Origin of the sequence: Niallia tiangongensis (assembly GCF_044704065.1) — a bacterium.
Taxonomy (GTDB): Bacteria; Bacillota; Bacilli; order Bacillales; family Cytobacillaceae; genus Niallia; species Niallia tiangongensis.
In genome coordinates this window covers 877,158-898,977 of the sequence record NZ_CP162613.1, presented here as the reverse complement: position 1 = coordinate 898,977, position 21,820 = coordinate 877,158, and the positions used below count along the sequence as shown (strand labels likewise).

Sequence of the window (21,820 nt, the reverse complement as noted above, 5' to 3'; positions counted from 1 at the left end):
ATAAACTTACGAATAAAATATATTATAATTTGAAACCGTTGTCAATAACTTATTAGTATACTATTTTAATATTTTTAATTATTTTAGTTAACTAATCAGTTATATAAAATAAATTCTTTTGCCATTATCTTATCACTGTAGTAATATAAGAGTAATAAAAGGGGGAATCACACATGCATTTAGATATATCGGAAAATTCTATCCCTGTGTACGAGGTTCTATCCAGTCCTACTCGAATAAACATTATTAAATTATTATCCAAGAAAAAAATGAATATTGGGGAATTAGCAAAAGAATTGAATATAAGTAGTGCGATAGTCAGTAGACATATCACAAAAATGAGCGATGCAGGTTTAGTGAAAACCGAAACAATCCCTGGTAAATCCGGTCTACAAAAAGTCGTTATCTTAAAAGTAGATCGAATCGAAATACAATTTCCGCAAAAGATCTACTCTGCCTATGAAAGCTATAAACAAGAAATTCCTGTTGGACATTATTTTAATTTTGATGTTTATCCAACCTGTGGACTTGCTACTACAACAAAATCGATTGGCGAATATGACGATCCTAAATACTTTATGGATCCACAAAAAAATCAAGCAGCTATCCTTTGGTTTACAAAGGGATTTATTGAATATCGCATTCCGTCTATTTTAAAAGAGACGGATAAGCTTGAGATGATAGATGTTGTATTAGAAGCATCGTCTGAGTTTCCATATTCCAATAATGTTTGGCCATCTGACATTACTTTTTCCTTAAATGGAAAAGAGCTATGTACCTGGACTAGCCCAGGAGACTTCTCTGATACAAGAGGCCGCTTCACCCCTGATTGGTGGCCAAATGAAACCAATCAATACGGCATCTTGCTTACTATCCGCATCACCAAGCATGGTGTTTATGCAGATGGAAAAAAATTATCAGACACTACCATTGACGAGTTTCGTGATGAACAACGAGGGATGTGGGATCTAAAGGTAGAAATAAAAGAAGATGCCCAAAATCTTGGAGGCGTTACTTTATTTGGAAAAGGGTTTGGGAATTACGATCAAGATATAAATTTTATTACTTATTATAGTAATCCTGTGTGATGGAATGGGGAAATCATCCTTTTGTTGTGCGAAGAGTGAGTGAAGTGAGTAGTTAATGGTTCTTTCGGTTCTGGAGAAGAGGTGTTTATAAAAGACACTTTTTCTTTTTTACTTGAAATTTTGGTTTTCCTTCTTTGGATGAACGCCTTTTTTTTGCTTCCTGTTAAGATTTCGGCGTTCATCTGCATGATGAACACCTTTTTTTTTGCTTCTGTTTTGGATTTTGGTTTTCTTTTGCTTGATGAACGCCACTTTTCCTGCTTCTGTTTTGGATTGTGGTTTTCATCTCCTTGATGAACGCCACTTTTCCTGCTTCTCCCTTGAATTGTGGTTTTCATTCCCTTGATGAACGCCACTTTTCCCTCTTTCCCCCAAAAATTCCGGCTTTCATCCAGCATAGCAACAACCATTACACGCCTTTCCTCCACACACCAAAACCACAACAAAAGCCACACCGAACTTTAATCGGTGTAGCCTCAAAATCTCAAAACCTCTATTTCAATAAAAGCACATCAAATTGCCCTAGCTCCACTGCTTCCTTCACAATTTCTCCTGTTAAAAGATTTCGCTTTCCAACTAGCTCTTCTGGTAATAATTGCTTTTTTGTATTTTGATTAATGACAAAATAATAAGAAGAATCCGTTGTCTCTCTTTTCGTGATTTCGAGTCCTTCTCCATTCGAACAAATTGGTTTTACATTCGTTTCTGCTATCACTTGATTGAATAAATGGGCAATGCCATCTTGCTCTACTTGGGTACCAACATACCAGACATTCCCTTTACCATACGAATTTTTCGTAATCGCTGGGGTATCACCGTAAAAATCTTCTTTATAGGTGGCAATGGTCTCTGCACCTTCTAGATGGATAATGTCACATAACAACTCACAGGTATATGCATTTCCATCCTTAAATTCAACGCCATTCTTTTGCTCTGGAGCTAATGCATCAATTTCTTCTACCCATATTCCTGCTATTTCGCGCAATGGTCCTGGGTATCCTCCAAGGTATACATTATCTGATTCATTAACGATACCGCTCATAAAGGTAGTGACAAACTGCCCTCCCTTTTCAACAAATGCTGTGATGCGCTCTGCCAAGCCAGCTTTCATCATATAGAGAACGGGGGCAACTACCAAATCATACTTAGAAAGGTCACTATCAACCGACAGCATATCGACTGGAATATTTTTATTATAAAAATATTGATAGTACTGATGAATTTGGTCTACATAGGTTAAATCTTTATTTGGTCCACTCGTATACTCCAGCGCCCAATAATTTTCCCAGTCAAAGATGATGCCGACTTGACTATTTATTGTTGAGCCTATAATCTCCCTTAATTGCTCCAGTTCTTTTCCTAGTGCCATCACTTCTCGAAATACTCGTGTATTTTCATGTCCAACATGCTCAATAACTGCACCATGGAATTTTTCACACGCACCTACTGAACGACGTAATTGGAAAAATTGGATGGTGTCCGCTCCATGGGCAAGTGTCTGGTAGCTTTGGGCACGCATTTTCCCTGGTCGTTTTAAAGAATTATATGGCTGCCAGTTTTGTTGACTTGGTGTTTGTTCCATTAACATAAATGGTTGACCATCTTTAAGACCACGCATTAGATCATGACACATCGCCGTATAGCTTAATGGCGTATTATAGCTTGGATAATTGTCCCATGAAACAATATCCATCTCTTTTGCCCATTTAAAGTAATCTAAATTTTTATAAGTTCCCATTAAATTTGTAGTGATTGGCGTATCAGCATCATATTTCCGAATCGCATTTCGTTCCATCTTGTAATTTTCCAGCATACTGTCCGAGTTAAAACGGCGATAATCAATTGATATTCCCGCAAAAGCGGTTTTATCGCTGCCAATTCCTTCACTTAGTGCATTCGGCAATACTACTTCATCCCACTCATAAATAGTATGACCCCAGAATTCTAGGTTCCATGCTTTGTTTAGTGCTTCAATCGTTTTATAACGATCTTTCAGCCATACACGAAATGCCTTCTCACAGTTTTCGCAATAGCACTCGCCGCCATACTCATTATTAATATGCCAACAGGTTACATGGGGATTACTTCCGTATCTTTCTGCTAGTTTTCCCGCCAATTTGCGAGCAAACTTCTGATAAACAAGACTATTCGGACAGGCATTATGTCTTTGTCCAAACTTATGATGTCTTCCTTCATAATCGGTTCGCGCCACTTCAGGATATTTTTTCACCATCCATGCAGGCAAAGAAGCTGTAGACGTAGCGAGAATAATATCATGCTTATCCTTACTTAACATTTCGATGATTTCGTCTAATTCTTCAAAATAATACGCTTCTTCCGAGAGCTGGATTTTCGCCCATGAAAAAACATTAATCGTTGCCGAATTAATGCCTGCTTTTTTAAAGATGCGCATATCCTCTTCCCAAATATCCTTTGACCATTGATTTGGATTATAATCTCCACCATATAATATACGATTAAAGAATTTCTTCTCCATTTCCATCCCTCCGTCGTCATTTTTCATACATTCATTATAGATAGGACAAAGGAGAAAAAGTATAATAAGAGTAACTAGTTTATATAAAAATATGAAACTATTGTAAGGGGATACATAAATGGAGGTTCATTTTAATTTATTGGATGATTTCAATCCTTTTTCGATTGAAAGTATTGGCTATAAATGGGAACAGGAAATGGTTATAAGAGAAGAAGGCTATCCCTATTATCATTGGCTACAAACAGAGGAAGGATTAGGAGAAGTTACCATTGGACAGGAGAAAATTCGGTTAAAACCTTCTGAAGGGATTCTAATAGCCCCATTTGTTTCCCATTTTTATGAAGCTATTTCAGCAAAGGGATGGAAGACAAATTTTTTGACTATTAACGGTACATTCGCTCCAAGTATAGCCAAAATACTTGGTACAGATTCCTTTTATCTTGCAAATGACTGTCTTGATTTTTCCTATAGTGAGTGGACGAAAAGAATGTTGTCCCATATAAAAAAAGAAAACAAAAATTCCATACATCAAAAGCTGTCTATTGATGTGTATACCTTCTTATTAAACATTAGAGATCATGGGTTACACCGAACATTTCAAACAAATGATTTATATCATCAATATATATCGCCAAGTATTCAATGGATCCAATCCAATTACAGAGAAAAATGTGCCATCGCTGATTTAGCGAAAAGTCTCTTTATTTCACCACAATATTTAAACAAACTTTTCAGACGATTTATCGGTGTCTCTGTCTATCAATATGTCCTTGCTTATCGTATCAAAAAGGCAAAAGAAATTTTAGTCACAAATCGCGATTTGAAAATAAAAGACATTACATTTCTAACCGGATTCAATGATACAAGTCATTTTGTAGCAACCTTTAAAAAAGAAACTGGATATACCCCTAAAGAATTCCGCTCCTTTTATTAGAAAAAACTCCTCCACTTCAAAATGGAGGAGTTAACAATATATTAATAAAGGCAACTAGCACAGACGAGCAGGCTTCCTTATTAAAAAAACCGCTTCTTCCAAAATATCAAAGCAGTTACTCCTGATAAAAGGAAAGAAATCATAATCGCGATTGTAAAAGAATAGGGAACATCTTGAAATGGGATATGAACATTCATTCCATAGAAGCTCGCAACCATTGTTGGCAAGGACAAAATAATCGTAAAGGATGTTAAAAATTTCATCACGATATTAACATTATTGGAAATAACAGAAGCAAAAGCGTCCATCATACCACTTAAAATAGACATATGGGTTTCAGCCATCTCAATTGCCTGCTGATTCTCAATAATGACATCCTCTAGCAATTCTTGATCATCTTCATACATTTTCAAGTAATTGCTTTTGAGCATTTTTTGCATGACAATATTATTCGATTTTAAGGAAGTGGTAAAGTATACTAAGCTTTTTTCTATATTAAGCAAAGAAAATAACTCTTTATTCTTCATGGACTGGTGAAGTTCTTTTTCAATACTATCTGTCTTTTTGCTGATTTGCTTTAAATATTTTAAATATGCAGTTGCCATACAGTATAGGATTTGCAAGGAAAACCGTGTCTTTTTATACGTAAAAAAGCTCTTCATTCTGCCTTCTGAAAATTGATGAAATATTGGATTGTCCTTTAAGCAAACCGTAATAAAGCAATTCTTCGCAATAATCATACCTAATGGGATTGTGTCATAAATTGGCATATTTTTCTCATCAAAGGAAACAAGAGGAAGATTAACAATAATTAATACATTTTCCCCATCCTTTTCAATTCTTGAACGCTCTTCTTCATCCAAGGGATCTTTCATAAACGCTAATGAAATATCTAAACCGGTAGCAATTTCCGTGATTTCATTTTCCGTTGGTGCAATTAAATTGATCCAGCAGCCATTCAACATGCTATCCGTTTCTTTCAGCATTCCTTCTTCAGTAGAAATATAAATTTTTCTCATGCTTTTACCTCCTCTATTGTAGAGGAAGTCAAAATTCTCTGCCAAAAAAAGTTGAATCTTTATCAGTATTCAAACTTATAAAGGAAGGGCTATTCCTGACTTCCTCTTTCATGGCCGTGGGTTCCGGTTCAGGTTCCAAACACATTCGAGTACTCATAAAAATTCAACTCCTTATTAGTAATCTTTAAACCTATTACATACTACTTTATAATTTATTTATTGTAAACAGAAAAGGTGAAACTTTCCTACCTATCTATCTTTGTGTCCCAACACAAAAATAATGAATAAATTTAGAATTTATTCCATAGATTATTTTCTTAAATATTCGTATAATTTAAAAAAATCTAAAAATACCCTACGATACGGAGGTACATATGAGCGAATTAGCAAAAAAACGTCCAAATTATGCCGAACCAACTCCGCCTAGCAAAACAAAACTAGCGGACAGATTTTTAAACGTCATTGAACGTGCAGGTAATAAGTTACCTGATCCTATTACGTTATTTGTCATCATGTCAGCTATTATTTTAATTGCTTCTTATTTACTATCCTTAATTGGTGTCTCTGCTACGAATCCGAGCTCAGGCGAAACAATTGAAGTAGTTAATTTACTGAATCGTGAAGGCATTATTCAAATCTTAACAAGTATGGTGAGCAACTTCACTTCCTTCCCTCCATTTGGACTAGTATTAGTCATTATGTTAGGTGTTGGTCTTGCAGAAACGACAGGTCTTATCCAAACGGTTATGAAAAGAACGGTGTTAAGTGCACCTAAAAAATTAATCCTTCCTGTAATTGTTTTAACAGGAATCCTTGGCAATATTGCTGCTGATGCAGCATTTATCGTGTTCCCTCCTATTGCAGCTCTCATCTTTATGAGTGTGGGAAGAAGTCCAATTGTCGGCCTTATCGCTACCTATGCAGCTATCGCTGGTGGCTATAGTGCAAATCTGATTCTAAATTCGTTAGATGTATTAGTAGCCGGCATTACTGAACAAGCAGCAAAAACGGTAGATCCAAATTATGTTGGAAATCCGACGATGAATTATTATTTCTTAATCATTTCTACCTTTGTATTAGTTGCTGTCACTACTTGGGTTACGGTGAAATTTGTGGAACCGCGCTTTGGAAAATACACAGGAGTGGTACAAAAACTAGATCAAGTAACTGCCAATGAAAAAAGAGGTCTACGTTTTGCAGGTATTACCCTAATCATCTATTTTGCTGTCATTTTATTAATGGTTATTCCAAGAAATGGTTGGTTACGTGATTTAGAGACAGGCTCTGTTATTAACTCACCATTTATGTCTTCCATCGTTCCTATCATGCTATTTTTCTTTTTATTACCTGCTTTAGCATATGGTATTGGTTCCAAAACGGTTAAAAATGATAAAGATGTGGCAGAAAAATTATTTAAATCCATTGCAGACTTAGCTCCGTTTATCGTGCTAGCTTTTGTCGCTGCACAAATGATTGCTTACTTTAGCTGGAGTAATATTGGTCCGATTCTTGCGATTAAAGGTGCCGAATTGCTTCAAGCGATGAACTTTACTGGCCTGCCAATGATTATTGGCTTCATCATTATTTGTTCCTTTATTAATCTATTAATTGCCAGTGCATCAGCAAAATGGGCATTACTCTCTACAATCTTTGTACCAATGTTTATGTATTTAGGCTATAGCCCAGCATTAACACAAATGGCTTATCGAATTGGAGATTCTATCACAAATCCAATCACGCCAATGCTTGCTTACTTTGCCATACTTTTAGCCTTTGCAAGAAAACACGATAAGTCGATTGGGATTGGAACTTTAATATCTGCTTTACTTCCGTATTCCATCTTCTTTGCGATTAGCTGGATTCTCTTATTCTCCATCTGGTATTTATGTGGACTTCCTTTAGGACCAGGGGATCCTATCTTCTTAAAATAATTTAAACGAATTACGACGAGCAGCCTGTAAAAATGGAAATGAGGGGTAAGTAACATGGAAGCATTATTTTCACTATTAAAAGAATACGAACAAGAGATGATTGACATTCGTCGTCATCTCCATGAACATCCAGAATTATCCTATCATGAAGTATATACACCTGCTTATATTGCAGAATATCATCAAAAATTAGGGCATGAAGTAAGAACAGGTGTCGGCGGTCGTGGGGTTGTTGCTACACTTAGAGGCAGCAAACCAGGTAAAACCGTTGCATTACGGGCGGACTTTGATGCACTTGCTATCCAAGAGGAAAATGATATCCCCTATAAATCCAAGGTAGACGGCGTTATGCATGCATGTGGTCATGATGGTCATACTGCTACTTTATTAGTTTTAGCAAAAGCATTGAACAAGCTGCAAGCAGACATCGAAGGAAACATCGTGTTTATTCATCAATTTGCAGAGGAATTATCTCCAGGTGGTGCCATTGCAATGATTGAGGATGGTTGTTTAGAAGGTGTAGACGTGATTTTTGGAACCCATCTATGGGCAACAGAACCAGTTGGAAACATCATGATTAACGCTGGTCCTCTAATGGCAGCTGCAGACCAATTTGATATTACCATTCAAGGAAAAGGGGGTCATGGATCGGAACCACATATGACAAAAGATGCGATTATGATCGGTGCCCAATTTATCACCAATGTGCAGCAAATTGTCTCAAGACGCGTGAATCCATTACATCCTGCTGTTGTTTCTGTTTGTAACTTTGTAGCTCAAAATCCCTTCAATGTTATTGCCGATACAGTAAAATTAAGTGGAACAGCACGTACATTCCACGATGAAGCTCGTGATTTAATTGAGAAGGAAATCGGAAATGTCATCCAGGCATCATGCCAAATGGTTGGCGCATCTTATGATTATCGTTTTAAACGTGGCTATCCTGCAGTTGTAAATCATAAAGAAGAAACAGACTTTATCATCAAACATGCCGAACAAATTGAGGAAGTTCAACAAGTAAGAATTTGCGATCCAATTATGGGCGGAGAAGATTTTGCGTATTACTTGCAGCATGTAAAAGGTGCTTTCTTCTTTACAGGTGCAATGGATCCTAACTGGGAGGAAGTCTATCCACATCATCATCCGAAATTCAATATTGATGAACGGTCACTTCTCATCGCAGCCAAGACACTAGGGACTGCATCATTAAACTATTTAAAGAATGAATCTGTCGAAATTAAACAAGAAAGCTTGATCAACGAATAAAAGGAAAAAGAAGCTGGGACATATGTATTTCAGCTAAAGACAAAGCCAAACAATTACACGAAAGTTTTCGTTTGATTGTTTGGCTTTTCAATAGCTTTTTAAAAGAGATGTTTCCGTAATGCTGTTGTTAATATTCTTCATTCCCCATCGTTCCTTGTTCTTGTTGTTCATACAAAAACAACGCTACCTTTAAATTGGTTAAGTCGTCTAGATTATCAAAGTCACAGTGCAATTTTTCCTGAATTTGTTGAATTCGATAGTAGACCGTATTTTGGTGAAGATGCATTATTTCAGCTGTTTTTGAGACATTTTTATTCGAATATAAGTAGCTTTGTAAGGTACTCAACCATTCATTTTTTGTTCGATTATTCACTTGGGAAAGAATGGGTCCCAAAATATTTTCTACAAAGTATTCTGCTTCTTCTTCTGGTACATTAAACAAGTAGCGCTTATAGCCAAGAGCTTGAAAGTCAAACACCGTTTCCTCTCCTTGAAAATGATCCATTTCTTTCTCTAATAATTCCGCATCTTTATAGGAGATGGGGAGGTGACGCATGGAGTAAACCGGACGGCCAATATAAACGAGTATATCCTTATAGCTCGCTTGTAACCGGTCTACATATTGTTTAATGACTTGAACATTCCCCGCTTCTTCCTTCTTTGCTCCTAACAGTAGAAACAGTTTATTTCGGTTAGGAAAAATCATCACCGAAAAATCTTTTTTGAATACTTGCCGCATCCCTTCCTCTAGCAAATTAAACTGAATTAGTTCTTCAAAGGAATGCTGATTGCTTTTGATTACAAGAAAGACAAAGTACTTGGAAGGAATCATCTCCTGCTTTTTTAAATAACCTTGAACCTCTGTGGTTAAATTCACGTTTAAAATATCTTTTAATAAAGCTTCCTTTTCCGCTTGTCTGCTCTTTAATTGTTCTTGGAGCTTTATTTGCTCAATCGCAATAATAGAAGCAGCATGCTGAAAGGAAAGCTCTCCCACAATATCGAGTGGAACGCTTTTTCCTGTAATCACTAAATAACCAATTGTTCCAAATGAAGATTGCACAGATAATGCCTGTCCAAACAACTCCTTCCCTTCATATATTTTCTGTAGCTGCTGGATTTGCAGGACTTTCCGATTTTCCCTAAGCCAGTCGCTTAAAAATGAAACATCGCCGCTAGAAGTTGGATGAGATATATCAAGTCGACCTAATGAATCAAAATAATAAATGAAATCATTTGGATTTCGGGCAAGACTTTTTACAAGTGATTGCATCCCGTTTCCTTCTAGCACTGTCTCATTTAATTGATTATGCAGTTTAAGAATTGTTTCTAATTGCAGAGCTCTTTGCTGTTTTTCGTAGAAAGCACGTGCATTTACAATAGAGATCGCTATCTGACTACCAATTGCTTCTAAAAACCGCAAATCCTCTTCTGTAAAAAAGCCATCATTTTTAAAGTTATCAATCGTAAGAACACCAATTTTTTGCTGCTGATATACAAGTAAAACAGACATACAGCTAACTGGCATTAAAGCATGAACCGTCGATTTTAAGTAATATTGAAGAGTCTTATTACGCATATTAGACATCGCTTTTTCAATTTCTTCGATTGTATTAATTAGCATGCTTTTACCTTCTGCAAAAACAGTTCCGCTAATTCCTTCTCCTTCTAGCAGCTTATTCTGCAAGTAAATATCTTCCTTAAAATTGACAGCAGCCTCAATTTCTAAATACTGATTTTCCTCATTCCAAAGTAATAAAAAACCTGCATCTGCTTTATCAATAGCTCCAATGACGTCTTCGATAATTTGCTGAATTAATTCCTTTAGACTATCATTCGTCGTAATATTTTTTGAAACTTGTATAAATGTATTTAATCGACGCTCCATATTATTCTCACTGCTCATTTGCTACCCTCTTTATTGCTTATTTCAATTATGTAACTATTATCTCCTTAAATTTATTTTTTGTTAAGAAAATTCCCATGAAAAATAAACAGGACAATTCTCTATTTACTAGAACCGTCCTGTTATCCTTACTATACGAGCTTATATCCACAATTTGAGCAGAAGTTTCCTTCTCCTGTTTTCGTCCCGCAATTTGGACAGAAATTTGGTCGTTGCTTTTTCTCTTCATTCGGTGGTGCTGTTTCTGGTGTTTGTTGTTGATTTTGATTCTGTGTTTGCGGCTGGTTTTGACTTTGTTTATTCATTTTATCCATCATTTGATTGGCCATATTCATGCCCATCATCATTCCAGCCATATCAGATGCAGCTCCACCGCCAGAATTTTTCCCGTTGGACATGCTATCAATCATGGAAATTTGCTGATACTTATCAATATTGCCGACCATTCCGTGGGAAGCATTTTTATTAATCATTTCCTGAACTTCCTTTGGATAACTGAAGCTCATGATTTGGAAGCCAGTAATAGTAAGACCACTTTCTCCCATTTGACTATCTAGATCATCTTTGATGCCTTTCGCAATTTCAAAAGCATTTGCCTGTAAATTAAACATATCCTTGCCTTCTGTGACAATCCACTTCATAAGAAGCTGGTCTAGGACCGAGATAATGCGAATTTTTACATCTTCCACTAAATATTGATTTTTAATTCCGGCGATTTTATCAATTAAAGAAATATAATCATTTACTTTAAACTGAAAAGTTCCATTCGCTCGAATTGGCATTCCACCCGGAAGTCCAACTGCCGGAATATTTATCGCATTTTTCGTACCCCATTTAACGGTAAATTCCTTTGTATTTACGAATAATACCTCTACACGCATTCCACTGTTAAATCCAAATTTAAATCCTTTTAAAGTAGATAAAAAAGGGACAATTTGTGACTCAATATCATACTCTCCATCCTCTTGGAAAGCTCCCTCTATGCTACCATTGTTTAGAAAAATGGCGTCTTGGCCAGGACGAATAATTAATTTACTCCCCTTCTTAATTTCACGATTATTCCATTTATAGAAGATCATATCTTCTCTGAATTCTTCCCATTCCACTACATTTGCAAATTGATTGCGAAAAAATGACACTTTTTTGTCCCCTTTCCTGATTCAACTAACTGCTTAGAATTTCCCACGGCTTCCACTATGAGAGTGACCACCGCCAGTAATCCCTCCACCGCCACCTGAATTATTTTGTGGCTTTCTTTGTTTTGTCACTGTCTTTCGGATAAATCGGTCATGCCTATTTATAATCTTTGAATTTCGTTTATCCATATACGTATTCCCATTCACCGTTACTCTTCCACCTGATTGGAAGACCATGATACTTACAACAATTCCTGCAAGCACGACAGAAACAATTGATTGAAAGAGCCAATTAGTGAAAAATGCCGACATCCCACTTGAAGTGTTTTCTTCAATATATTCATTTCGAGAGTCAGCAATTCCGCTGTAGTCATAATCATTTTCTAAATTCGATGAATCTTCAACCAGATAATAGGCTGATTCATGCATAAAGGCTGAAAAAGCCTCAAAATATTCACCATCAGATAAAGCTGGGGTTATTTCTTCACGAATATAATCTAACGTAGAATTATCTAAGTAATCTTCAGCTTTTTTAAAGCCTGCTAAATATATATCCCGTTGTTCCATATCAATGGCTAAAATAGCTGTATTTCCAAAAGGCTGATCATAACCAGGAGCCTCTTCATCATAATAATCATCTACATATTGTTCAATGTCTTTCCCATCTGTACCATCTAGCGTTAGTACCAATAAAGCTGTTTCCGTTTCTTCCCCTAATTCCGCTGCCAAGCTTTCTAGTTCTGTTCTTTCTGTATCAGTTAATAGCTTTGCATGATCAAAGATAAATTGCTTTTGATTTTCTGAGACTGCATTGACAGTAATTCCAGAAAAAACGGACAGTATTGCCAAGGCAATCAGCAGTAAACTACTATACTTGATTAGCAAGTTTTTCAAAAGAAGCCACCTCCCATAAAGAAGGATACGCATTTTAATGTTAGAAACGAACCAGCGGCAATCCCACTAAACCATAATGCCACTTTCCCTTTACTAATCGGCGGCTTTCCTACTACCTTTCCTGTTTGCCCATTCATCGCAAAAATATGCTCTTGGTTTTCGTAATCATAGCTTACCATCCACACAGGAAGTAAGACATAATCACTACGCACAGCTTTCGTATCAATATTTTTGTTGCGATAATGTATTGAATGGTAACCAGCGAAAGTCGAGTGCACAAATGAATCAATGTAATCACTAACTTTATCTTTCGCCCTCGGTAATAATTCTGAATCGGTATAATTATATTTTTCCGAAATAAAGCCAGCAAGATAAGGTGTTTTAAAATCTTTTAACTGTTCATAAGGAAAAGGCTCTAATTTATCCATTAGTTGATCATTCATTTTTTCAGAAGCATCTACTGGAATTTTCACATAATCTAAATTTATTTTCCGATACGCTTCATAATACTTTGTTTCCGTATAAATATAGTCTCCACTTGTATAAGTCCGAACCTTTGTACAAGAAGCAGTTACATCCACATCACTATTTAAATCATAAAGCCAAAATGGAACGTACATACCTGTAATACTTTTTATTCGATCTGCACTCATAAACCCTTTCGGTGTTAAAAGCCCTTTTCTACACCATTTTCGAAAAGCAACGATTGCCTCTTCTTTACTAATAGTAAAAGGAATTACTTTCTTAGGGGCAAGCACGCCTGCCAACCGATTAGCGATAACTACTCCCGCCCCACAAAAACTACAATTGGTTGCCGTAGTATCTGCTTCTGTTATTAAAACAGCTCCACAGTTGTCACAATGATACTCCTTAACCTCATTATCCTCAAAGGATGCTGACATTAAATTTTCTGGATAGCTCTCAATATTCTCTTCATTTCCGCAGCTAGGGCAAGTTAAACTGCCAGTATCTGCATTAAAACTCATGTCTCCCCCACAATTTGGGCATTTATAATGAAGGATCAAGTCAATCACCTCAATTTATTTATCTATCAATATACTAATCATAACTCATTTTTCCACTTACTGCTTTTCTACCCTTGAAAAAGGTTGATATATACATATACTGATTGGATGAAGAAAAAGTTTCATTTTCCTATTCTGTCCTTAGATGGAACGGGCAATCATGCTTGTGTCATAATAAAAGAAAAATACTGGAGGAGGAGGTAACACGATGTTTTATCGCAGAAAATATTACCTTGTTAAAAATGAATTCGTGGAAGTCTTTAATAACCATTTTACCGAGACCAATTTGCCTAATCAATTAAAGCACGGTGCAAGATTAATCGGCAGATGGATGCCCCCATTTAATGAAGATTCAACAGAAGTGTTTGCCATTTGGGAATACGATAGCTATGAAAAATATCAAGAAATTGAAACAAAAATTAAATTAGATGCTGCGCATATACATCGTATTAAGCAATGGTATGAAACACATGGTGGTAGGGAATATGTTTATAAAAATTATGTTCATGAAGTAAAGAATGAAGTTTTGCAATCAACGATTTGAAACTAAAGAATGTTTGGATAGAGGGGGACGTCATAGCATTATTTGGGGTTACTTTATATCATTTTCAGCTTAATAAACTACTTTTCATGCAGCATTTTTGTTCTTTTTGATTATATTGGCTTTAAGATTTAAGATACCTTCTCTGTTGAGATGCTTTTCTTTAAAATGTGTGTCTATCTGACAGTGGCATTAGCAGCGTTATTGGTATAAAATAGGAAAACTCGCCATTAGGAATTAACAAGTTTTCCTATTTATATAAAACCCTCACTTACTTTTGGTAGGGTTCACCGTAATGCATTAAAATAAGGATCTCTTGGACTCACTCCCTTTTAAACAAGATGTTTTGTCCTGAATCGAGTAATCGGCAAAAGGGAAATAAGCGGAAGTTTTCCGGTTAAATTCAGAATAGAGCCTGTTTCGGCGTAAATAAGGGAAGCTTTTCCGATTACGTAAAACAAAATCTCCCTTTTTCGCATTTTTCGGGTCAATAGGCGGAATCTCTCCGTCTATTTAAGCCTTTTTTAATAATAATTACTAAATAAGCGAAAATTTTCCGTCTATTTTCAACTCATGCGCTTTACCTTATACCCCAACCGACAAGTGCGGACCCTTTCGAACCCTTGATACTCAAAACGAACTGCAAATGACAGAAAAATAGACTTCTTTAACAGTCCCTAAGCCATATTACCGTTAACAAAAAAGCTGACAGCAAATTGCTTTTTCAGCATTTACTGAAGGTCTTTATATTTATTGCATTTAACTCATGTCCCACAATATGTTTTATACGAAGGATTCACCTGCTGCGGGGCTACTCCGTATTCGATTTGTTCTTTTGTATAAGCAAAAGGCTGAGAAAGCATTTGTAATAATTCTTCCATCACACTTAAATCCCCACCTTCTGCTGCATCAAGGGCTGCTTCTACAAGATGGTTTCGAGGAATAACGACTGGATTATGTTTTTTCATTCGTTCACGTGCTCCTTCTTCTCCACCTTCTTGACTCTCTACTCTTTTCTTCCAATCCTTGTGCCAATCAATAAATGCTTGATTTTTGCTTAACTCTAGTTTTTCAACTTCCCCTAATGTTAAAGCCCGGAAAGTATCTGTATAATCTGCTTGATTATTTTGCATGATACCAAGGAGCTTCTCGATTAGTTCTGCATCTTTTTCTTCCGTTTCCGCTTCTAATCCTAGCTTTCCTCTCATGCCATCAAGCCAATGCTGTTGATAGAATGTATTAAATTCATATAGTTCTTTTTGTGCTAATTCGACTGCCTTTTCCATATCGTCATGAAATAACGGTAGCAAGCTTTCTGCGAATCTCGCAAGGTTCCAGCCCCCCATTTTCGGTTGATTGCCATATGCATATCGACCTTGAACATCGATAGAGCTAAACACCGTATCTAAATGAAAGCTATCCATAAAAGCACAAGGACCATAGTCAATGGTTTCTCCGCTGATTGTCATATTATCCGTATTCATAACACCATGGATAAATCCAACCAACTGCCACTTTGCTATTAAGGCAGCCTGCCGTTTAATCACTTCTTTAAACATTGCTAAATAACGATTTCCATCTTTCTCAATCATTGGAAAGTGACGGTCGATTGCATAATCAGCAATAGCTTTGAGATCCTTTTTCGAATCTAGGGAAGCGGCAAATTGAAAGGTCCCAACTCGGAGATGGCTTGCTGCAATTCTCGTTAAAATGGCTCCTGGCAAATCTGTTTCACGGACAACCTTTTCGCCAGTTGCCACGACAGCAAGACTTCTTGTTGTTGGAATACCAAGCTCATGCATCGCTTCACTTATAATATATTCTCTTAGCATTGGCTTAAGAGCGGCTCTCCCATCTCCTCCTCGAGAGTACGGAGTGCGGCCAGAACCTTTTAATTGAATATCAAATCTTTCGCCTGTTGGAGTAATCTGCTCTCCGATCAACATTGCCCTTCCATCTCCAAGCATCGTTGGGTGACCAAACTGATGCCCTGCATACGCTTGAGCAAGAGGAAAGCCTCCTTCGGGAACCTTATTTCCACTTAATATTTGTATCGTCACTGGGCTTTGCAATTGTTCCCTATTAAATCCTAATGTCTTTGCCAAATCGTTATTAAGCTTCACCAAGCTTGGCGAACTGACCGGATTCACCGTCATCTCAGAATAAAAAACATCGGGAAGACGAGCATAGCTGTTATCAAAATTCCAGCCAGCATTTAATTTCTTTTCACTGTTACTCATATTTAGCTCCCTTCCAATCGTTATTTGGATATTTTCTATTATACCCTTTTCAACATATGGAACATGCAATAACTCAAGAGGAGCGAAATCATTTATTTTTTATACACTTCTTCTTTTGAATGAAAATCATCTTTTATGATTGTTTCGTCCATATTTCCTTTTGTTACAGCAACAGGTGAAAGCAAGATAGTCGGAACTTCTATTTTTCCATTATTGACTTTATTTTCCACAGGAATCATTTCTCCATTTGCCATCTGAACAGCAATTTGCGCTACTTCTTCTGCCAAGGCTTTAATTGGCTTATATACAGTCATAGTCTGAGTGCCTTGGATTATCCGTTGTGCTGCCGGAAGATCGCCATCTTGTCCAGCGACAGGAATTTTCCCCTCTAGTCCATGTTTTTTAAGGGCCTTAATGGCACTTCCAGCTGTTGCATCATTTGCTGCGATAACAGCATCTATTTTATTATCATTTGCTTTTAAAGCCTCTTCCATATTACTGTAAGCATATTCTGGATCCCAGTTTTTTGACCATTGATCATATACTACAGTGATATCTCCTCTATCTATAAAAGGCTGTAAAACTTGAAAGACGCCTCTTTTAATAAGATGAGCATTATTATCCGTATCTGCTCCCCCAATGTAGACATACTTTCCTTTTGGCACTATATTAGTAATTGCTTCCGCCTGCAATATTCCAACCATTTCATTATCAAAAGAAATATATAAATCGACTTCGGCATTTTTTATTAATCTATCATACGAGAGAACCTTTATTCCAGAAGAATGCGCTTTGTTCACAATTGTTGCCATTGCTTCTGCATTATGTGGGACTACGACTAATAAATCGACCCCCTTGCTTATTAACGTCTCTGCTTGTAGAATTTGCAAAGCGTCATCTCCATTGGCAGCATAAATTTCCACTTCTGCACCTAATTCTTCCACGGCTTCTCTAAATAAATCTCTGTCTCTTTGCCATCTATCTTCTTTCAAGGTATCCATTGAAAATCCTATTTTAAGCTTTTTTTTCCCTTCTTCTGTTTTTGTTGTTTGGGAAGAAGACTTGGATAGAGAATGACCGTCTTCTTTTCCTTGTTCCTTATAACAGCCAGAAAGGACACCTGCCATGCATAGTAACATAAGAATTAACAATGATTGTTTTCCAATCCGTTTCATCCATCCCTCTCCTATTTTTTATTCGTTGTTTTCCTTTAGCTATTCCTTTTAAGGAACCAGTTAATGAAAAAAGTATCTAGGATGTCTTATTCGCTAATAATAACTTCCGATATTCCTTTGGTGACATATTACATAGCTTTTTAAAGACTTTACTAAAATAATTTGGATCATGATAGCCAACCTCGAAGGTGATTTCTTTTATACTTTTATCCGTTTCTCTTATTAATTCCTTTGCCTTCTCAATTCGACATTCTGTTAAGAAATCAATATAGTTAACCCCTTGTTTTTCTTTAAAAATTTTGCTTATATAAATGGGACTAAGACCGACTTTCCTAGCCAATGAATCTAAGGATATATCTTCTTGGGAATGGGAAAGAATATATTGCTTCAACTGATGAATCGCATCTGCTTCCAATCGTTCTGTTCTTTGTCTGAAAGAATGAACCATTTCATCAAGCAATCTCGTTGTTTCTACTTGCAATTCCCGATAGCTTAAAGGCTTATACGCATATAAAGGGGGATCTGTCTCCATTCCCATCTCTTCCATCACTCGCGATATTATCCAGAGAATTTCTAAAATTCGTTGCTGTGTATGCAATACATCTGCCGCTTCTCTCTCATAGTGCTGCAGAACATATAAAATATATTTTCGTACATTTTCCCACTGTCCCATTCGAATTTGGTCAGCAAATTCCTTTTTCCGGTGCTCTATTAGTCTTCCGCTCATGGCTTCACTTGAAGATGCTGTTTCTTCTGAATAAAAACGATATTTTGCTGATAATGAAATATCCATTGTCGCAAATAGAGCTTCGTGGTACGACTGGCGAACCTTCTCTAAGGAATCCGAAACATTCCCGATTCCAATAAAACAATCTGCTTTCTTCGTACGTTTACGTTTAACAATGGAAAGCACTTGATGAGCTAGAGCAGTTGCCTGTGAACGATAAGACACCTTTTCGTCTCTAAACACAATGATAGGAAGATGACTGCCATAAAGGGCACCTACCCAGCAGCTTTTCGTTTCTCTAATTTTCTCTTTTATGACCGAATAAAGGGACTCTTCCCCTGTTGGCATTAGCACTAGCATGACAAACATTTCCTGTGTAGATGGTGTCTCTAACATTTCCACAAGCATATCCACATGCACTTCGTGGACATGATCAAATAATAATTGTGTCACCACATCTGTCTCCACCAGAGATAACGCTTTCAAAAATGCTTCTTCTTGATACTTTCTGACAATAGATGCTCTATGTTCTTCTTTAATTTGCTGAAAAACCTTGCCCACCGTTGTGATTATTTCACTTGCTCGACTCGGCTTAAGAATATAATCCTTCACTCCTAGCTTTATGGCTTGACGCATATATTCAAACGTATCAAAAGCAGTTACCATAATAAATCGAATCATTGAATTGCTTGCAGTAATCCTTTCAATTGCTTCTAAACCATTAAGGCCAGGCATTTTAATATCCATTAAAATTATATCAGGTCGAAATGTTTCCGCTAATTCGATTGCCATTTTCCCATTTTTTGCTTGCATTACCTTCGTATCAGGAAAACCTTTTTTAATGATTGCCTCCATTCCTTCTCTCTCTACTTGTTCATCATCTACAATGAGGAGTTTTATCATCATCCCACACCCTATTTTTTAATTTGAATGATCACCTTAGTTCCTGAGCCAACCTCACTCTTAATCGCTATGACATCTTCCTCTCCATAAAAAAGTCGTAATCTTTTTACTACATTGCTAAATCCTATTCCAATGCCTTTTGATTTATTTTCAACTAGCTGTAAATCCTCTGTAAGCAATTGTTGTATTTTATCCTTATGTATTCCAATCCCATCGTCTTCAATTTCAATTAGGACTGTGTCCTTCTCATCGATTACTCTGGCCCAAATCGTACCACCATCCTCATTTGGTTCCACTGCATGAATAACTGCATTTTCAATGATTGGCTGTAAAGTTAACGACGGAATTTTCCAATCTAGACAGCATTCATCTATCTCCATAAAAAAACGTAATCTATCTGTGAATCTCGCTTTTTGTATATCCATATATTGCCTTAACACCATTATTTCCTCTCGCAGTGTCACCGACCGATCTAATTGCTTTAAATTGTAGCGAAGGATTCCTGCTACACTAACTAATAAATCACTTGTTTCTTCTGAGCCTTCTAAATAAGCCTTTTTAGATATCGTATTTAAGGTGTTAAACAGAAAATGGGGACTGATTTGACTCTGTAGACTTTTAAACTGGCTTTCTTGCAGCAATATTTTGCTTTGCTGCAATTCATGTTCTAGCTGTGCCTTATGTTTTATTTCTGAAATGAGCATATTTATATTCTTTCTCATGCGATCAAAAGTTCTCGCTAGAAAGGCAATCTCATCCTTTGTCTCTACTTTCACCTGCAAATCAAATCGACCTTTAGATAATTCGTTTGCTGCCTGGGTTAGCTTAAATATCGGTCTAGTAATGGTTAGCGAAAACCAGTACGTTACCAAGAATAATACACACATGATTAATAACAAAAGGAAGATTCCTAGTTTCATCACTTCACCTGACTGTTTAATAATGCCTCGATAAAAACGGTCATAGGTTTTTAGCTCCGTATCTACTAAAGATAAGGACATCTCTGAAATATATGTTGATATGCTCGTAACTTCAGAAAATTCCTGTGCAGCTGCTTCACTGTCATTTTCTGATAGAAACAGCAGAAGTCGATTGGTTGTTTCGATAAAACTATCAATTAAATGAACATAGTTTGTTAAAGTAAAATTGTTTTCTACATTTCTTAGCGTAATGACCCCTTGTTTTGCTTCTTCCATTCGTTTCTTGCTTTGATTAAGCTGCGACATATTCTCTTCAGATGGATTTATCATGTAGTTATTTAAATCAGTGATTACATTCTGGCTACTAGTGGTAACTTCGTTTAACTTTAAATAACGCTGCAAAATCTCATTGTATTGTTGCTGTGTCTTATGATTGTAATAAGTAAGCGCTATCCAAATGACGGACATGATAATCAAGACAATTGTTGTGAGCAGGAGGATTTTTTTCTGAATACTATTCATATGTAGTTTCCGCCTTCTGTATCTTTATATCTGTTAGATAGCCATTTTTATCTAACGGAACTTTTTCACCATTGAGCCATTCCATCATTAATTGTACACTCCGTTCTCCCATTGTTTCAGGAGATTGCTCCACCATTGCATCTAAGGTTCCTGCTTCTAATAAGGAGATGGATTCCGGTCCATCATCAAAGGAATATAAATAATAAGGATCAATTTGATAACGCTTACTTATTTCTTTAACCAAAGTTCCTAAGACATTTGCATTAATAGCAATGAACGCATTCGTATCAGGCTCCTTATTTAAAATATCCTGTGTTGTTACAACTACCTGCTCTTTCGTTGTGTCAATTGTTTTTGCATAAACAACGTTAATATCTTTATATTGTTTAAGTATCTCCTCTATGCCTTTCAATCGCTGTTTTTGAAAATATTCCTCCTGGGAGTCAAGCATGAGGACAACCTTCCCCTTTGATCCCATATCCCTTACTAGTTGCTCTGCAATCATTTTTCCAGCGAAAAATTGATCTGACCCTACATAGGTTCTTCGCAAACTGTCAGCTATCGGAACATCATTGGCAACAGTAATAATGGGGATTCCATAAAAGGAGGCTTTTATTTTCGTCAAATTCTTAAACTCATCTGTATCTAATCCTTGAACAATAATTCCATCTACTTTCGATTGAATCGCTATTTCGATGTTCTTCAGAAAATCTTCCTGATTATTGCCATAGCTCCCCCAAACTTCAAGACTAACCTCTTCTAATTCCGCCTGTTTCTTCGCACCCTTTGCTACTTTATCCCAAAAAGGGGTATCTCTTTCCTGGGTGATTAAGACAAGACGTTGCTGGTCTTGATTGTTAACCATATCATCGGAGGGGAATTGCCAATCCGCACGAAAAACATTTTTTGCTGAATCAAATGTAAAATAACAAAGAATTAAAATGACCGTTAATAATACAACCATAATCGTTTTTCGCAAAAGATCGATCTCCTTCCATTAATTGTATCCTATAAACTCATCATAGCATGCTTTGTAAATTGTACAATAGTTATGTTGGCTGGAAAAGAAATGTCATTATCTAGTGGAAATAACAGC

Annotated in this window: 17 protein-coding genes; 5 read left to right on the top strand and 12 right to left on the bottom strand. The window is 36.5% G+C overall.

The window, feature by feature from the left end:
* Window positions 1-173: 173 nt before the first annotated feature.
* Window positions 174-1,088: an ArsR/SmtB family transcription factor gene (locus AB3U99_RS04410; RefSeq protein ID WP_400245792.1), complete on the top strand. Its 915-nt coding sequence runs from the start codon at window positions 174-176 to the stop codon at window positions 1,086-1,088.
* On the opposite strand, the gene AB3U99_RS04405 is transcribed toward AB3U99_RS04410, so the two are convergent.
* Both AB3U99_RS04405 and AB3U99_RS04400 read right to left on the bottom strand, forming a co-directional pair.
* Window positions 1,070-1,498, bottom strand: a complete 429-nt coding sequence (locus AB3U99_RS04405) for a hypothetical protein (protein ID WP_400245790.1) — start codon at window positions 1,496-1,498, stop codon at window positions 1,070-1,072. The genes AB3U99_RS04410 and AB3U99_RS04405 overlap by 19 nt on opposite strands.
* 83 nt (window positions 1,499-1,581) lie before the next feature.
* Window positions 1,582-3,585 carry a beta-galactosidase gene (locus AB3U99_RS04400; protein WP_400245788.1) on the bottom strand — a complete coding sequence of 668 codons (2,004 nt, stop codon included), beginning with the start codon at window positions 3,583-3,585 and terminating at the stop codon, window positions 1,582-1,584.
* A gap of 118 nt (window positions 3,586-3,703) precedes the next feature.
* On the opposite strand from AB3U99_RS04400, the gene AB3U99_RS04395 reads away from it, so the two are divergent.
* On the top strand, window positions 3,704-4,519 hold the full coding sequence (locus AB3U99_RS04395) for an AraC family transcriptional regulator (protein WP_400245787.1): 816 nt from the start codon (window positions 3,704-3,706) through the stop codon (window positions 4,517-4,519).
* Between the two features lie 80 nt (window positions 4,520-4,599).
* Here AB3U99_RS04395 and AB3U99_RS04390 read toward each other — a convergent pair whose 3' ends face one another.
* Window positions 4,600-5,538: a magnesium transporter CorA family protein gene (locus tag AB3U99_RS04390; protein WP_400245785.1), complete on the bottom strand. Its 939-nt coding sequence runs from the start codon at window positions 5,536-5,538 to the stop codon at window positions 4,600-4,602.
* A 374-nt stretch (window positions 5,539-5,912) separates the two neighbouring features.
* Between AB3U99_RS04390 and AB3U99_RS04385 the strand changes: the two genes are divergently transcribed.
* On the top strand, window positions 5,913-7,469 hold the full coding sequence (locus tag AB3U99_RS04385) for an AbgT family transporter (protein WP_400245783.1): 1,557 nt from the start codon (window positions 5,913-5,915) through the stop codon (window positions 7,467-7,469).
* 54 nt (window positions 7,470-7,523) lie between these two features.
* Window positions 7,524-8,735 (top strand): M20 family metallopeptidase, encoded by a 1,212-nt coding sequence (locus tag AB3U99_RS04380; RefSeq protein WP_400245781.1) that lies wholly within the window; start codon window positions 7,524-7,526, stop codon window positions 8,733-8,735.
* 127 nt (window positions 8,736-8,862) lie between these two features.
* Here AB3U99_RS04380 and AB3U99_RS04375 read toward each other — a convergent pair whose 3' ends face one another.
* The 4 genes from AB3U99_RS04375 to AB3U99_RS04360 all read right to left on the bottom strand — a co-directional run bounded on the left by AB3U99_RS04375 (window position 8,863) and on the right by AB3U99_RS04360 (window position 13,696).
* Window positions 8,863-10,641 carry a helix-turn-helix domain-containing protein gene (locus AB3U99_RS04375; protein ID WP_400245779.1) on the bottom strand — a complete coding sequence of 593 codons (1,779 nt, stop codon included), beginning with the start codon at window positions 10,639-10,641 and terminating at the stop codon, window positions 8,863-8,865.
* A 131-nt stretch (window positions 10,642-10,772) separates the two neighbouring features.
* Window positions 10,773-11,780, bottom strand: coding sequence for an SPFH domain-containing protein (locus tag AB3U99_RS04370; RefSeq protein ID WP_400245777.1), 1,008 nt, complete (start codon window positions 11,778-11,780; stop codon window positions 10,773-10,775).
* A 33-nt stretch (window positions 11,781-11,813) separates the two neighbouring features.
* Window positions 11,814-12,671, bottom strand: coding sequence for a TPM domain-containing protein (locus AB3U99_RS04365; RefSeq protein ID WP_400245776.1), 858 nt, complete (start codon window positions 12,669-12,671; stop codon window positions 11,814-11,816).
* Window positions 12,668-13,696 (bottom strand): TFIIB-type zinc ribbon-containing protein, encoded by a 1,029-nt coding sequence (locus tag AB3U99_RS04360; RefSeq protein ID WP_400245774.1) that lies wholly within the window; start codon window positions 13,694-13,696, stop codon window positions 12,668-12,670. The genes AB3U99_RS04365 and AB3U99_RS04360 overlap by 4 nt, the downstream gene beginning before the upstream one ends.
* A 208-nt stretch (window positions 13,697-13,904) precedes the next feature.
* Between AB3U99_RS04360 and AB3U99_RS04355 the strand changes: the two genes are divergently transcribed.
* Window positions 13,905-14,240, top strand: coding sequence for an NIPSNAP family protein (locus AB3U99_RS04355; protein ID WP_400245772.1), 336 nt, complete (start codon window positions 13,905-13,907; stop codon window positions 14,238-14,240).
* 761 nt (window positions 14,241-15,001) lie between these two features.
* On the opposite strand, the gene AB3U99_RS04350 is transcribed toward AB3U99_RS04355, so the two are convergent.
* The 5 genes from AB3U99_RS04350 to AB3U99_RS04330 all read right to left on the bottom strand — a co-directional run bounded on the left by AB3U99_RS04350 (window position 15,002) and on the right by AB3U99_RS04330 (window position 21,703).
* Entirely contained in the window at window positions 15,002-16,477 is a 1,476-nt protein-coding gene (locus AB3U99_RS04350) for a YdiU family protein (RefSeq protein ID WP_400245770.1), read from the bottom strand.
* Window positions 16,478-16,569: 92 nt separating this feature from the next.
* Window positions 16,570-17,652 (bottom strand): D-xylose ABC transporter substrate-binding protein, encoded by a 1,083-nt coding sequence (xylF, locus tag AB3U99_RS04345; protein ID WP_400245768.1) that lies wholly within the window; start codon window positions 17,650-17,652, stop codon window positions 16,570-16,572.
* Window positions 17,653-17,728: 76 nt separating this feature from the next.
* A complete protein-coding gene (locus AB3U99_RS04340; RefSeq protein WP_400247959.1) occupies window positions 17,729-19,282 on the bottom strand; it encodes a response regulator in 1,554 nt (517 codons plus the stop codon).
* Window positions 19,283-19,293: 11 nt separating this feature from the next.
* On the bottom strand, window positions 19,294-20,724 hold the full coding sequence (locus AB3U99_RS04335; RefSeq protein ID WP_400245766.1) for a sensor histidine kinase: 1,431 nt from the start codon (window positions 20,722-20,724) through the stop codon (window positions 19,294-19,296).
* On the bottom strand, window positions 20,717-21,703 hold the full coding sequence (locus tag AB3U99_RS04330) for a sugar ABC transporter substrate-binding protein (protein ID WP_400245765.1): 987 nt from the start codon (window positions 21,701-21,703) through the stop codon (window positions 20,717-20,719). The genes AB3U99_RS04335 and AB3U99_RS04330 overlap by 8 nt, the downstream gene beginning before the upstream one ends.
* Window positions 21,704-21,820 lie beyond the last annotated feature (117 nt).

Excerpts from the sequence above, each read along its gene's own strand:
- AB3U99_RS04410 (WP_400245792.1), top strand. The coding sequence starts at position 174 with ATGCATTTAGATATATCGGAAAATTCTATCCCTGTGTACGAGGTTCTA.
- AB3U99_RS04405 (WP_400245790.1), bottom strand. The coding sequence starts at position 1,498 with ATGGTTGTTGCTATGCTGGATGAAAGCCGGAATTTTTGGGGGAAAGAG.
- AB3U99_RS04400 (WP_400245788.1), bottom strand. The coding sequence starts at position 3,585 with ATGGAGAAGAAATTCTTTAATCGTATATTATATGGTGGAGATTATAAT.
- AB3U99_RS04395 (WP_400245787.1), top strand. The coding sequence starts at position 3,704 with ATGGAGGTTCATTTTAATTTATTGGATGATTTCAATCCTTTTTCGATT.
- AB3U99_RS04390 (WP_400245785.1), bottom strand. The coding sequence starts at position 5,538 with ATGAGAAAAATTTATATTTCTACTGAAGAAGGAATGCTGAAAGAAACG.
- AB3U99_RS04385 (WP_400245783.1), top strand. The coding sequence starts at position 5,913 with ATGAGCGAATTAGCAAAAAAACGTCCAAATTATGCCGAACCAACTCCG.
- AB3U99_RS04380 (WP_400245781.1), top strand. The coding sequence starts at position 7,524 with ATGGAAGCATTATTTTCACTATTAAAAGAATACGAACAAGAGATGATT.
- AB3U99_RS04375 (WP_400245779.1), bottom strand. The coding sequence starts at position 10,641 with ATGAGCAGTGAGAATAATATGGAGCGTCGATTAAATACATTTATACAA.
- AB3U99_RS04355 (WP_400245772.1), top strand. The coding sequence starts at position 13,905 with ATGTTTTATCGCAGAAAATATTACCTTGTTAAAAATGAATTCGTGGAA.
- AB3U99_RS04350 (WP_400245770.1), bottom strand. The coding sequence starts at position 16,477 with ATGAGTAACAGTGAAAAGAAATTAAATGCTGGCTGGAATTTTGATAAC.
- xylF (WP_400245768.1), bottom strand. The coding sequence starts at position 17,652 with ATGAAACGGATTGGAAAACAATCATTGTTAATTCTTATGTTACTATGC.
- AB3U99_RS04340 (WP_400247959.1), bottom strand. The coding sequence starts at position 19,282 with ATGATAAAACTCCTCATTGTAGATGATGAACAAGTAGAGAGAGAAGGA.
- AB3U99_RS04335 (WP_400245766.1), bottom strand. The coding sequence starts at position 20,724 with ATGAATAGTATTCAGAAAAAAATCCTCCTGCTCACAACAATTGTCTTG.